The organism is Ruegeria sp. ANG-R (genome assembly GCF_000813985.1).
Classification (GTDB): Bacteria; Pseudomonadota; Alphaproteobacteria; order Rhodobacterales; family Rhodobacteraceae; genus Ruegeria.
Map to the genome: position 1 here is coordinate 1640186 of NZ_JWLJ01000001.1, position 11967 is coordinate 1652152.

13 protein-coding genes and 1 tRNA gene are annotated in these 11967 nt (G+C 58.3%); 3 read left to right on the forward strand and 11 right to left on the reverse strand.

The window, feature by feature from the left end:
* Window positions 1-83: 83 nt before the first annotated feature.
* From RA27_RS08175 to rlmB, 4 genes are all read right to left on the reverse strand, one after another.
* Window positions 84-554, reverse strand: coding sequence for a CoA-binding protein (locus tag RA27_RS08175; RefSeq protein WP_039536555.1), 471 nt, complete (start codon window positions 552-554; stop codon window positions 84-86).
* Between the two features lie 202 nt (window positions 555-756).
* Window positions 757-1134 (reverse strand): YHS domain-containing (seleno)protein, encoded by a 378-nt coding sequence (locus tag RA27_RS08180; protein WP_241484035.1) that lies wholly within the window; start codon window positions 1132-1134, stop codon window positions 757-759.
* A gap of 169 nt (window positions 1135-1303) precedes the next feature.
* Window positions 1304-1468, reverse strand: coding sequence for a hypothetical protein (locus RA27_RS24965; RefSeq protein ID WP_343294151.1), 165 nt, complete (start codon window positions 1466-1468; stop codon window positions 1304-1306).
* A 123-nt stretch (window positions 1469-1591) separates the two neighbouring features.
* Window positions 1592-2365 carry a 23S rRNA (guanosine(2251)-2'-O)-methyltransferase RlmB gene (gene rlmB, locus RA27_RS08190; RefSeq protein ID WP_039536558.1) on the reverse strand — a complete coding sequence of 258 codons (774 nt, stop codon included), beginning with the start codon at window positions 2363-2365 and terminating at the stop codon, window positions 1592-1594.
* A 116-nt stretch (window positions 2366-2481) separates the two neighbouring features.
* Here rlmB and RA27_RS24040 point away from each other — a divergent pair.
* Window positions 2482-2565, forward strand: a tRNA-Tyr gene (locus RA27_RS24040).
* Between the two features lie 85 nt (window positions 2566-2650).
* Here RA27_RS24040 and RA27_RS08195 read toward each other — a convergent pair.
* The 6 genes from RA27_RS08195 to RA27_RS08220 all read right to left on the reverse strand — a co-directional run bounded on the left by RA27_RS08195 (window position 2651) and on the right by RA27_RS08220 (window position 9733).
* On the reverse strand, window positions 2651-4114 hold the full coding sequence (locus tag RA27_RS08195) for a glycosyltransferase family 39 protein (RefSeq protein WP_082025041.1): 1464 nt from the start codon (window positions 4112-4114) through the stop codon (window positions 2651-2653).
* A gap of 165 nt (window positions 4115-4279) precedes the next feature.
* Window positions 4280-4816 (reverse strand): DUF2478 domain-containing protein, encoded by a 537-nt coding sequence (locus RA27_RS08200; RefSeq protein ID WP_039536560.1) that lies wholly within the window; start codon window positions 4814-4816, stop codon window positions 4280-4282.
* Between the two features lie 72 nt (window positions 4817-4888).
* Window positions 4889-5554, reverse strand: coding sequence for an NnrU family protein (locus tag RA27_RS08205; protein WP_039536561.1), 666 nt, complete (start codon window positions 5552-5554; stop codon window positions 4889-4891).
* A 105-nt stretch (window positions 5555-5659) separates the two neighbouring features.
* Window positions 5660-7726 (reverse strand): ABC transporter permease subunit, encoded by a 2067-nt coding sequence (locus tag RA27_RS08210; protein WP_039536563.1) that lies wholly within the window; start codon window positions 7724-7726, stop codon window positions 5660-5662.
* On the reverse strand, window positions 7723-8772 hold the full coding sequence (locus tag RA27_RS08215; protein ID WP_039537211.1) for a betaine/proline/choline family ABC transporter ATP-binding protein: 1050 nt from the start codon (window positions 8770-8772) through the stop codon (window positions 7723-7725). The genes RA27_RS08210 and RA27_RS08215 overlap by 4 nt, the downstream gene beginning before the upstream one ends.
* Window positions 8773-8782: 10 nt before the next feature.
* Window positions 8783-9733, reverse strand: coding sequence for an ABC transporter substrate-binding protein (locus RA27_RS08220; RefSeq protein WP_039536565.1), 951 nt, complete (start codon window positions 9731-9733; stop codon window positions 8783-8785).
* Window positions 9734-10069: 336 nt separating this feature from the next.
* Here RA27_RS08220 and RA27_RS08225 point away from each other — a divergent pair, with 336 nt between their 5' ends.
* Together RA27_RS08225 and RA27_RS08230 are read left to right on the forward strand one after the other, a co-directional pair.
* Window positions 10070-10732 (forward strand): DNA-3-methyladenine glycosylase I, encoded by a 663-nt coding sequence (locus RA27_RS08225; protein ID WP_039536566.1) that lies wholly within the window; start codon window positions 10070-10072, stop codon window positions 10730-10732.
* Between the two features lie 42 nt (window positions 10733-10774).
* Complete coding sequence (locus RA27_RS08230) at window positions 10775-11461, forward strand: hypothetical protein (RefSeq protein WP_039536568.1); 687 nt, start codon at window positions 10775-10777, stop codon at window positions 11459-11461.
* A 5-nt stretch (window positions 11462-11466) separates the two neighbouring features.
* Here RA27_RS08230 and RA27_RS08235 read toward each other — a convergent pair whose 3' ends face one another.
* Complete coding sequence (locus tag RA27_RS08235) at window positions 11467-11874, reverse strand: cytochrome c (RefSeq protein ID WP_193746480.1); 408 nt, start codon at window positions 11872-11874, stop codon at window positions 11467-11469.
* Window positions 11875-11967 lie beyond the last annotated feature (93 nt).

Consider the following 11967-nt stretch of genomic DNA (forward strand, 5'->3'; position numbering starts at 1 on the left):
GTAACGAAACATATATACGCAATCAAGGTCCCCACGATGGCCACCTGATCGACTTGCAAAGCGTTGATTTCTGCGCTGCGCAATCACAGCTTGGACGAGATCACGCCGGTGGCAAAGCCGCCCATCCGAAGCTCTCCGAACAGGCGCTGATATTCGATCTTGGGGCAACGGTTCATCACCACATCAACCCCGCGCGTCTGCGCCGTGGCCGCCGCTTCGTCATGCTCAACGCCGATCTGCATCCAGATGGTGCGCAGGTCAGGAAACGCGGCCAACGCCTCGTCAACGATGGGCGGCACGGCCTCGGACCGGCGGAAGATATCGACCATATCCACCGGCTGGGAAATCTCGGACAATGAGGCCCGCACGGTCTGCCCGAACAGGAATCTTCCCGCATGGCCCGGATTGACCGGTATCACCGTATAGCCCTTGAGCGACAGATACCGCGCCACATAATAGCTGGGCCGCACCGGGTTCATCGAGACCCCGACCACGGCCACAACCTTGGTACGTTTCAGAATCGTTGTCAGGTGCGCGTCGGTATAATCAGCCATGGGCGCAGCCTAACCGGCCCTCTGACAAGAAAAAAGCGCCCAAGTAAGAACCTGAGCGCCAGTTGTTGGAACGAGGGACAGTGAAATGACCCGCGGCAGTTCCATTCCGCGGTCACTGTGACATTTAAGCATAAGTTTTTTGAAAAAAAGGGGTCGCGCGCATTTTTGTGATGACAGCTCACAAAAAGAGGATTTCCGCCGATTACTGGTACAGAACCTCAGGCCAATGCTGCTCGGCTTCACGGATGTTTTGAAACACGTTCTGCTTCCATATGCGCTCAATCGCTTCGGAATGGGTCAGGTACAGCCTTCCATCCACGATCTGCCAGGCTTGCGGGTCGGTGCTGCTGAGCGTGCCCTTCGCCATCGCATAGGCGCAATACCCGCCAAACTGCGGCGCAAAGGCGCGCGGATTGCGTTCGAACCGGTCGCGATTCTCCTCAGAAGCAAACCGCCACGTTGCGCCTTTCCACATCAGGGCAATGTCGGGACGTCCCGGCACAGGCGCCCCAATCTTGAAATAGGAAACGGCATCATAGCCTGAAACGGCCACACCATCGTCGGCATAGAACACCGGCATTTCCTGTGCGCCAACGACAGGAGCAAATGCGATACAGGAAAGACTTGTCAAAAAAGAACGTCGGGACAGCATACGTGATTCATTGGTTCGCTTTGAGAGGGCTTCAAGATGCATATTTCCAACCGGAACCGAAACCCCCATGACGCCGTTGTGAACGGGCGTGCAATCTTCAATCAAAAACGTCCTCAATCACATCCCACGCTTCATCCAATACCTTCGAGAACAATCCACGCTTTTTCTTCTTTTTGTTCTTCTTGTACTTCTGTGCCGGGTTGTAGTTTCGCGCCGGTCGCTCGGTCAGCTTGGCCTTTGGCACCATCTTGAGATTGTGCAAAGGCGCGCCACAGCTTGCGCAGCTCAGCTCGTGCTGTTGTTTGCCTTTGAGAACCAACGCTGCGCGCGTACCGCAATAGCAGCAGGTGGCAATTTTATGTGGAGTCGAAATGAGGGCCTCCTGTCATCTGGGCTGTGACGCATATAGTGCAATCGCTGCGGCATTTGAGACATTGAGTGACCCAAATCCCCCCGCCGCGTCAATTTTAACCAGTTGATCCACGGTCTCTTTGGTCTTTTGCCGCAGTCCGGGCCCCTCGGCCCCAAGCACCAAAGCCACAGGGCGATCGCGTTTATCGCTGAGTGTGGTTTCAATGGTCTCGTCGGCTTCTCCATCCAAGCCAAGCACTAAATAACCCATGCTCTGTAGTTCGATGATCGTATCGGCCAGATTGCGGACACGCAGATACGGTTGCCTCTCAAGTGCACCGCTGGCGGTTTTGGCTAGTGCACCGGTTTCAGGAGCCGAATGGTGGCGGGTGCCAATCACGGCGCTGGCACCCAATACCTCGGCCGAGCGTAGAATCGCCCCAACATTGTGCGGATCGGTCACCCGATCCAGCAGCAGCACACGCGGGTTTTTCTGCCCGATGCAATTCTCGGTAAGCCCGCCCCAATCCAACGGCTTGACCTCAAGCGCCGCACCCTGATGAACCGATCCGGGATCAATCGGCGCGGTGAATTTTCGCGGATCAGCCATCTCAGGTGTGATCCCTGCAAATTCAATGGCTTCCGCCAGCTTGTCGCCCGCGTTTCGGGTTACGATCAGGCGCATCTTTTTTCGCTTGGGGTTCATCAGCGCGTCCCGAACGGCGTGCAACCCGAACAGCCAGACGGTTTCTGCCGCAGCAGATTTGCGTGCCTGTTCCTTCTCAACGACCCACTTGGGTTTCTTCATTTTACGGGCCTCCGGGCCGGGGATAAGGTTTCCTGCGTCAAAGCGGTATTTTCCTGTTGACGCCCTTTAGACGCGCTAGTAATCACGCCTCCACGTCAGGTGCAACGCCTGACAGTGGGCGACAGGCCGCAAGGTGTGGCAGGGGACTGTAACTCCCTCGCGGAGACGCACGCCTGGTTCGATTCCAGGGTCGCCCACCACTTTCCTACCTCAGATATTTGAGCCCTTCCTTCCATGTGTTGGCAGGCAGTTACCCTAACGCGGTCGGGTATTTTAACGTCCAGGCTATTCTGACGTTGGCCCGAATGACAGTGACATCTCCTCGTTCTCATCGAAACGGTATGGGGCGGTCAGCGTCACCACTTGGGTTACGTCGACGTCTTTCGGTGTCTTCTGGCCTGCGTCCCAAACCCGCAAGTTAGCGTCGGGCGCAGTTATATCGCGATCACTGTAGATAGGATGCTGTGGCGCGAAATACGCCATGTTACCTGCCAGCCAGTTATCGGCAACAATCACGCTGTCAGGCGAGGTCTGCGCCAGTATCCGAGCGGTCAGTTCGGCAAAGGGTGCCGCGCGCTTGGCGTCTCCGGCAAGATTGTGATGAAGCATTGCCAACCCGATAACCCCTGCCAAAACAGCACTGATTTGGGCAAACCGCCGGGCGCCCATCGAGCCTGTTCGAGGCAGAAGCCATAGAACCAAGGCGGGACCAGCGTAGATCAGAATCGGTTGCAACCAGCGATCTTTTACGTTTGTGCTCCCGCTGAGAAGAACGACAAGCGCCATTAGCACCAACGCCCAGAACAAAGTGCGCCATATCAGTCGCAAAAGATCATCGGCTGCGACTGCTGTCCCCTGCCGACGGTAAATCAACCAAAGGGCGCCCATGACGACGAACAGGAGCGAGACAAAGCCAAACGCAGCCAGGGCCAGCTCTGCAATGCCCTGCGCTGCGATCCATGCGGCGAGGCCATCGCTGCTCATGTCCAGCTTGCGCGCACTTGCCAACGCCTGCTCGGGATTATTCAGTATCCAAAGCATCGGAGGCGCAACCAGCATGACCGCAACGCCCATGGACAGCAGTAGCCAGGGTGACCATAGCGGCTTTCGTGTAGCGGGATCGCTGAAGGCGGCCAGCATCATGGCCAACAGCGCGACTACGTAGTTGTATTTCGACAAACCGCCCATTGCCACGACAACGCCCAGCAGCACGAAACCCGAGGCCGTCGGCTTACGGATCAGACCCCAGATCACCGCAAAGGTCAGCACCGAACAGAAATTCGCCAGAACCGAGTGTGTTAACGCGCGTTGTGCCTCCCAGCTAAATTGGTAGAGCATAAGCAGCGACAAAACCGACAGCCCCGCCATAAGCGACGTTTGTCGCGTGCGAATGGTCAGGTAAAGCGTCACAACGGTCGCCAACAACAATCCGTTCTTCAGTAACGAAAGGCCAAGCAAACCGGGCCCCGTTATCTGAAACACCGCCCATTGCAGCCACGCATAAAGTGGCAGTTGCGGGCCGTAGCCCCACTGAAGGTGGCGCGCGTCAAGAAGAATTTCGGCTTCGTCCAGACCAAGTGAACCGCCCGTTGCAACGCGCAGCGCGACATGCAGTAAAAAGTAGCCCGCAAACAGGCAGATCCAGAACCGATCAGTCGACAGCAACCCTTTGTTCAGGGCTTCATTCACTGGCGAGCTATTCGCCTGAGGTTCGCTTTCCAAAGATAACTCACGCTGACGCTGGATCATGGATAAGCCCATCTTGTCGGCTTATGCACAGCTTGTGTGGCCGCCGGGTTGCAACTTCGGTCAAAGCTAGAACCGAAGACGGGGCACAAGTCCACCGTTATTGCAGAAGGCGAGCACACCCGATGGCACGGAACCGTCCCTCCTGCTGCGGGGTCGTCTCTGTCCCTAGCCGCCGCAAGAGGTGGCGCGTTGGGCGTGGGCCTGAGATACTGTGTCCAGCCAGTCGGTCAGGCTCCCGACGTCGGGTTCAAGCGCCTGGGCCATGCCGCCGGCAAACTCCTGGAACCGTTCGATATTAAGCTGGTTGACGCCCACCAGAACCGGAATGTCGCGCTCCAGGGCGTCGGCTATGATCGGTCGGAAACCGCGCCCGTCGGCCTCGTGTTTTCCGAACTTGTTGATGATCAACAGTTGTGGGGCACTGTCGAGCGATCGTGTGACCAGACCGACTGCGCGTTCCAGCTCGGCCGGGTCCAGACGGCATCCTCGCGCATTCTTACCCAGCGATTGAGAGATGCGGATGGTTTCGCCCGTTGGTATCACCTTCAGGTCCATATCGCATTTGTAGCCTTCCGCGCATTCGGTGTTTGTCTGCACCACACCGGCAAGCGGTGTTCCGGCGCTCATAAGCCCATCCGCAAAAGCGCTGAGCAGGCGATCGGTCGCACCGCGATCAGCGGTCGTAACATAGGCCAGATGCATTTTGGGACCTCAAGAATTCAAATGGTGACGCTTCAGATAGCACGGGTCGGCCTGTCGGGCTACCTCATGCTGTTAGGGCAGCGGAGAGAGCCCGATCACAGATGTGTGCAGATGGAGAAGAACCGCATAAGCGGCAATGGCGGCCAGCCAAACCCAGGGGCGAGGCCAGGGATGGGGTGCGCGCAGCGACAGGCGTGCTGTGTTGCGCGACAAGCGTATCCATTCCGAGCCCAAGTTACGCGCATTACGGCGGTCGATCAGGGCCATGCCCATTGCGGCAAAGCCCGCGAACAGTCCGAACAAAACGACATGCGACAGACTGCCATTGGCCAATAGATGTGCCAGCGCCCAGAGCATCAGCGCCAGAAGGATCGGATGGCGCGTGGTGCGCAGGATACCGGGGCGATCGGGGTCAAAAGCGGTGTGCCCCAGCCCGCCGAACGAAAACGGGTTCTGAATCGAGAGCCCCGCAAGCGCCAACCAGCAGACCACAGGCATGACCAGCAAAGGCACCCATCGAAAAATCGGAAGCGGCGGAATAACTTCGACATATGGTGCGTTTGCCGCAGCGATGATCAGCCACCCCAACACGACCAGAGAGATCACCGAATAGGTGGCAAAATACACCCGCTTACCCATTACTCCGATAAGCCAACCGCGCACAGCGGGGCGCGCCGGGATCATGTGGCTGAGAAGAAAGGTGGCAAGTGCTGCGAGGAAAAGGCCCCAACCCGTCATTGTATTCTCCGATCGTGCTAAACCCGGATTACTCTGCGGTGATCGGTTGGTCTTTGTCCGAAATCAAGTGGAGCCAAGGGGCGGGTTCACCGCCCCCTGCCCTTTTTACAGGCCTAGCGCTTTACGCCGTTCCTCGGCAAAGCCCTGCACCATCCGGTCGGCAATCAGCGCAAGAATAGCCATCGCAGCACCCGCTGAAATACCCAGACCCACATCCGCCTGCCCCAGCGCCAGATAGATCGACTGGCCCAGCCCCGTGGTACCGATCAGCGCCGCGATCACGAGCATCGCAAACGCATACAGAATGGTTTGGTTCAGACCCAGCAAGATGGTCGGCGCCGCATAAGGCGCGCGGACGTCGCGCATGATCTGCCACTCGGTTGCGCCGCTGGAAATTGCGGCCTCCATCATCTCGTCCGGCGTGTTGACCAACCCGTGCCGCGTGTAGCGTATCATCGGGACAATTGCGTAGGCGCAAATTGCGAGGAACGCCGAGAACTCGCCAATCTGAAATACCATCAACACCGGGATCAGGAACACAAACAGAGGGATCGTCTGCAACATATCGCAGATCGGACGGACCACTTTCCAGACCGGCACCCAGACCGCGCTGGCCAAACCGATCAGCCCGCCGGCTACGGCGCAGGAAAATACCGCAGCCCCACTGAGGTAGAGCGACAGAAGCGCCCTCTCCCACAGGCCCGAAACGAGGATGGTGCATAGCAGACCCACAGACAGCGCCGCCAGACGCCAGCCCCCTGCAACCCAACCCAGCGCAGCCGCGCCGGTCAGGACAAAGGGCCAGGGCAGGTTCGAGATACCGGTTTCCAGCATTCCGATCAGGATGAGCACGATCAGCCCTCCGGTCAGGTGCCCACTCCATGCCATAAGCAGCGCGATCACCGCGCCGGTAGCAAACAGGCCGAAGCTCATCGCGGGCGTCCATTGGAAGCCCCAGGTGAAAGGCAGCACGGCCTGATCCAAACCGATCCGAAGTGGCAGCAGCACGTAGAACAGAGAGTTGTTCTTGAGCGCATCAAGCCACGGCCCGTTGGCCTGCGTGAATGCAGTCAGGCCGCTGTCAATCGCTTCGGCCATCGGGTCCAGAACCGTCAGCTCCGACGGGTTCGGAAGCCATGCCCGGAAGGCGACGGTGAATATGACGGCAAAGGCCAGCATGGCCCAGACGACTCTGCGGTCATAACGCTTGCGCTCGGTTGCCAGTGTGCCGCTCATCCGGTCAATCACCACGGCAAAGACGACGATAACCAGACCGGCCATCAGGGATTCGCCAAACTGCGCTTTGCGCATGGTCAGCAGGACCTCCCAACCGATGTCGTTGAAGCCGCCGATGACGGCGGCGATGATAACCATCGACAACGCCGCCATGAGGCACTGGTTCACGCCAACCATGATCTGCGTCGTGGCGGCGGGGATTTCGACCTGAAAAAGCTGCTGAAAGCGCGTCCCACCAGACATGATCGCAGCCTCTTTGATCTCGGGTTCAACCCGCTCCAACCCCAGCATCACATTGCGCGCCATCGGAGGGGCCGCGTAGATGGCCGAAGCGATCAGCCCCACGACTGGACCAAACCCAAAGAGCAGCAAAAGCGGTGTGAGATAGGCAAAGGTCGGTACCGTCTGCATAATATCCAGCACGGCCTGAACAAACGCCTTAACCCTGGGTATTTCATTGGCAAGAATGCCGATGGCACCGCCCATGATAAGCGCAACAGGCACAGAGACCGCGACGAGAGCAAGCGTATTCATGCTCTCAGCCCAATACCCCGACGCGAGCACAAAGCTGAGACCAAGAAAGCCCAGGGTGGCCATTGGAAGCCCGCCCAGATACCAGCCCAGCGCGGTCACAATGCCAATCAGGATCGGCCAGGGCGTGTTCCCCAGCACATAGTTGGCCCAGTTCATTGGATAGGCCATCAGGTCCGAAAACAGCCGTGCTGCCGGTTTGATCCCGTTCAGGAACCAGTCGAGGAAAGCCCCCACCCATTGAGTTGCGGGCAGTTCCCACGCGGCGGGCCATTTGACCAGCCACGGGGCGACCCCCTCAAGCGCCAGGCACACCGCACCGACAATTACGGTAATCAATGCAGCTTGCGCGCCTGCGGTCAGGCGGGCCGCGCTCGGCTTCGGTACGTCGGTAACCGCAGTCATTCGTCATCCACCTGCAAAGCGGCGGCCAGATCGGACGGGTGGACCGTGCCGACGACCGCGCCGTTTTCGTCGCGCACGGGCACCGGCTCGTAGAGTTCCATGCAATGCGCCAGCGCTGCGTCGAGCGTCATTGCGGTGGTCAGACCGGGATCATCCGGGCCGCACTCCGAATCGTCACGCATTACCGAAGCGACTTTGGCGTGCTGGCCCTTCGCCACGTCTTTCGAGAACTCACGCACATAATCATCGACCGGTCGCAGAACGATATCCGTAGGAGTGCCGATCTGCACAATCTTACCATCGCGCATGATGGCGATGCGGTCGGCCAGTTTGAGCGCCTCCTGAATATCGTGAGTGATAAACACGATGGATTTCTTCAGCGTCGCCTGAATACGCAGAAACTCATCCTGCAACTGGCGACGGATCAGCGGGTCCAGGGCCGAGAAGGGCTCGTCCAGAAACCAGATATCGGGGTTCACTGCCAGCGAACGTGCAATCCCGACACGCTGACGCTGACCACCGGAAAGCTGGCGAGGGAAGCTATCTTCACGCCCCTCAAGGCCAACGAGTGAGATAACTTCCTGCGCGCGCGCAAGCCGCTCTTTTTTGCCAATACCCTGGACACGAAGCGGATAGGCCACGTTTTCCGCGACAGTCATGTGCGGAAACAAACCGAAATGCTGGAACACCATACCCAGCTTTTTACGGCGCAACTCGGTCAGGGCTTTCTTTGAGGCGCCGATGACGTTCTCGCCATCCACGTGAATCTCGCCACCCGTACCGGGCAGCAGTTGCGAAATACAGCGGATGAGCGTGGATTTTCCCGAGCCCGAAAGCCCCATGATGACGAATAACTCGCCCTCTTTGACTTCGAAATTGGCATCCTGAACGGCGGGGATGAACCCGTGTTCGCGCAAATCGGTGGCGGCTTGATCGGCGTCATTCCCTGACCGAGACAACGCGTCGGTCAGGGCTTTCTCAGCGCCGGGGCCAAAGACCTGCCAGAGATTCCGGCAGGCGATGGCTGGCGTAGTCGCGTCAGTCACTGATGACAGCTCACTGCGTCGCGGCGTCGACAACGGGGCGCCATTTGCCTTCGTTCTCGGCCATCCATGCGGCGACGACCTCTTCGACCTTCCCGCCATCGACATCAATCGCGCCCATCATCGGCTGCTGGTCTTCTACCGCCAGCTGATAATTGGTCAGGATTTCATAAGCAGCAGGCCATTTCTCCTCCATGCCGCTCCATCCCGCTTTGAAGATGCGCGAGGGCGAGAAATCGCAATCGTTGACGGCATTGGGATTCGGACCCCAGGACGGATCGTTAAAGCAAGCTTCTTCCCCGGCGGGCAGATCAACAAACTGCACGTCGTAGGCCGACATCGCCCAGTGAGGCTGCCAGAAGGTGATCAGCAACGGTGATTTCCGCTCGGTCGAAGCGCGCAGCTCTGCGATCAGAGCCCCTTCAGAGCCGGCAGGAACGGCTTTGAACGGCAGATCAAGCCCGGTCATGCGGTCCGCTCCGGGCGTACCCCAATCTGCCGGGTAGTCCACCAAGCGACCGCCCGGCAGCGTTTCCGCCGTGGCAAACACTTGGGCACAATCCTTAAGCGCCTCCCAGGCTGGCAGGCCCGGGCACAGCTCGGCAACATGGGCCGGATAGGCGATGCCTTCTTTGGCGTCCAGGCCCAGATCGCCGATCTCAACCACGGTGCCTTCGTCGATCTTCTTGGCGTATTCGTCGGATACATTCGACGACCAGATTTCCAGCGTTGCATCGATGTCGCCATCGGCGAGCGCCTGGAACTGGTTCATCATGCCTGCGGTGACATATTCGACGTTGTAACCCGCAGCCTTCAGCATCTCGCCAGCGACATGTGTGGTGACATGCTGGCCGGTCCATTCGTTAATGGCCAGTTTGATCGGCTCGTCCACCGCACCCATATCCGCCGCATGGGCCGATCCGGCAACGGCGATGGCCAATAGGCTTACGCTTAACTTTTTCATAGTTATCAACTCCCTGTTTGTCTGTTTGTCCCATCGCGGGGTCGAGCCCGCTCAGGAATATCCGTGATCACAGTACATATCGCAACATGCACAAGTTCGGCCAGAAAAGGAAAGGGCACACTTGCTTCGGGTTCGACTTTCTTCGTCAAACAGAAAACAGCGACCCCGCTCTACCGTACCTGCCTGCCATTGCGTTCACTCAGCACCGTTAGTCAAACAAAGTGAGAGATATTGATTGACTAGTCAATATAAAACATTGACGTCAGAACGAGGCCGGATTTCCCCTTGTCAAACCGAACCAGAACGGCAGCATCTGGATAAGGGAGGACCCGGTCGATGCATCACTTTGACGAGATTTACAAACTGGCGGCAGACCGTCACGGCGGACCGGACGAGCTGGAAAGCAAGCTGAGCAAACCAACACCCGTTACCGAATTGGCTGCGATGTCCGATGACCGCTGGTTGTCAATTATTACAAAGTCTGTGTTTCAGGCAGGGTTCAACTGGAAAGTGATCGAAGCAAAATGGGATGGTTTCGAAACAGCATTCGACGGCTTCGACGTCGGGCGCTGCGCATTTATGGATGACGAGAAGTTCGACGCCCTGCTGCAGGACACCCGCATCGTGCGGAACGGAACCAAGATCGCCGCCGTGCGTGACAACGCTGCTTTTCTTCTGGAACTCCGCGCTGAAGGTGGCGTTGGGCAAATCCTGGGCGGATGGCCGTCGCAGGACTATGTCGGGTTGCTGGAGATGCTGGCCAAACGCGGATCACGTCTGGGCGGTGCTTCGGCACAATATGCCATGCGATTTGCCGGACGCGACAGCTTCATCCTGTCGCGGGACGTGACGGCACGTTTGATCGCCGAGGGCGTTATCGACAAACCTGCAACCTCTAAAAAGGCCATGGCCGCCGTACAAGCAGCTTTCAACAGCTGGATGGAGCAATCGGGACGATCGTTAACGGAAATCAGCCGGGTATTGGCAATGAGCCTTTGAAAACGGCTTGCAGCGCCGAGCCGTCGCATTAGGCTTATTGGTATGGTCCGCCCCCTGCTGATTTCAATCCTGTTACTGTTCGCATCCTGCGGTCGCCCGCTGACCGAGCATGAGCGGGCCTTTGCAGGCAATATCCACGGCGAAACGCTAAACCTTGATCGCGTGCGTTTGGTCGAAGGCGCGCCCGTTGCCGCGATAACCTATACCCGCAAAGCCCGCCCCCGGATCGCCTGCCGCGAGAGGATATTACCGCCCGTCAAAGAAGAAACCGTCACCGGAAAACCAGCGGGTGTTGCCCTGTTCAACCACGTGTATTTCACGAAAGACTGGTATCTGGACGATTACATGAGCGCGTATCCCGAACAGGTGAACCTGATCGCGGCCATGTTGCTCGCTCATGAGTTAACCCATGTCTGGCAATGGCAGAATCGCAAGACCACGGGCTATCACCCGTTAAAAGCCGCTGCGGAACATGGCGGGAAGGATGATCCTTACCTGTTCGATCTTGAAACCTCGCCCGATTTTCTGGCCTACGGCTTCGAGCAGCAGGGCGCGATTGTCGAGGAATACGTCTGCTGCCGCGCATTGGACCCGGATGCGCCGCGCACCAAGCGGCTGCACGATATGCTGAGCGCACATTTCGACGTTTCAGCGCTTCCCGGAAACCGGCGCGAAAGTGACGTGCTGCTTCCTTGGTCGGGCGCGAAAGTGCAGGGTATTTGCCGCTAACGCCTTCAACCCTGCTGTAGGGTTTTCAGGTAGGCCACCAGATCTGCGATTGGTTTACTGGTCAGGATCGGTTGACCTTCGGGGGTTTTGATCGCGGTGTCATTACCTTCGAAATAAGGTCCATATACAGGCATCGGGCTACCATGACTGACCAACGGATCGCGCCCGTCGATCCGCGCCACGACACGCGCGGTTGGAAACACCCCGTCAGCATCCGCCAGCGCTTTCAGGTTTGTCGGCTGGATCACCAGCACCCCTGCCATCGGGCCATGGCCCGTCGCGTCCAGCCCGTGACAGGTTGCGCAGTAATGCTGATACAGCTCGGCCCCCGCCTCGGCGTCCTGTGCGGGCGCGGACTGAGGCACCCCGGTCAGAGCTATCAGCGAGACCGCTCTAAGTATCGATCGGATCATCGGTTTTCTCCCTTTGGCCGCGAACATCTAGACTTGCCCGATGAGCTCGGTGGCGCAATGATCCAGATCAACGATATCAACTCAGAGAGTTCG

Excerpts from the sequence above, each read along its gene's own strand:
- RA27_RS08175 (WP_039536555.1), bottom strand. The coding sequence starts at position 554 with ATGGCTGATTATACCGACGCGCACCTGACAACGATTCTGAAACGTACC.
- RA27_RS08180 (WP_241484035.1), bottom strand. The coding sequence starts at position 1,134 with ATGCCGGTGTTCTATGCCGACGATGGTGTGGCCGTTTCAGGCTATGAT.
- rlmB (WP_039536558.1), bottom strand. The coding sequence starts at position 2,365 with ATGAAGAAACCCAAGTGGGTCGTTGAGAAGGAACAGGCACGCAAATCT.
- RA27_RS08195 (WP_082025041.1), bottom strand. The coding sequence starts at position 4,114 with ATGATCCAGCGTCAGCGTGAGTTATCTTTGGAAAGCGAACCTCAGGCG.
- RA27_RS08200 (WP_039536560.1), bottom strand. The coding sequence starts at position 4,816 with ATGCATCTGGCCTATGTTACGACCGCTGATCGCGGTGCGACCGATCGC.
- RA27_RS08205 (WP_039536561.1), bottom strand. The coding sequence starts at position 5,554 with ATGACGGGTTGGGGCCTTTTCCTCGCAGCACTTGCCACCTTTCTTCTC.
- RA27_RS08210 (WP_039536563.1), bottom strand. The coding sequence starts at position 7,726 with ATGACTGCGGTTACCGACGTACCGAAGCCGAGCGCGGCCCGCCTGACC.
- RA27_RS08220 (WP_039536565.1), bottom strand. The coding sequence starts at position 9,733 with ATGAAAAAGTTAAGCGTAAGCCTATTGGCCATCGCCGTTGCCGGATCG.
- RA27_RS08225 (WP_039536566.1), top strand. The coding sequence starts at position 10,070 with ATGCATCACTTTGACGAGATTTACAAACTGGCGGCAGACCGTCACGGC.
- RA27_RS08230 (WP_039536568.1), top strand. The coding sequence starts at position 10,775 with ATGGTCCGCCCCCTGCTGATTTCAATCCTGTTACTGTTCGCATCCTGC.
- RA27_RS08235 (WP_193746480.1), bottom strand. The coding sequence starts at position 11,874 with ATGATCCGATCGATACTTAGAGCGGTCTCGCTGATAGCTCTGACCGGG.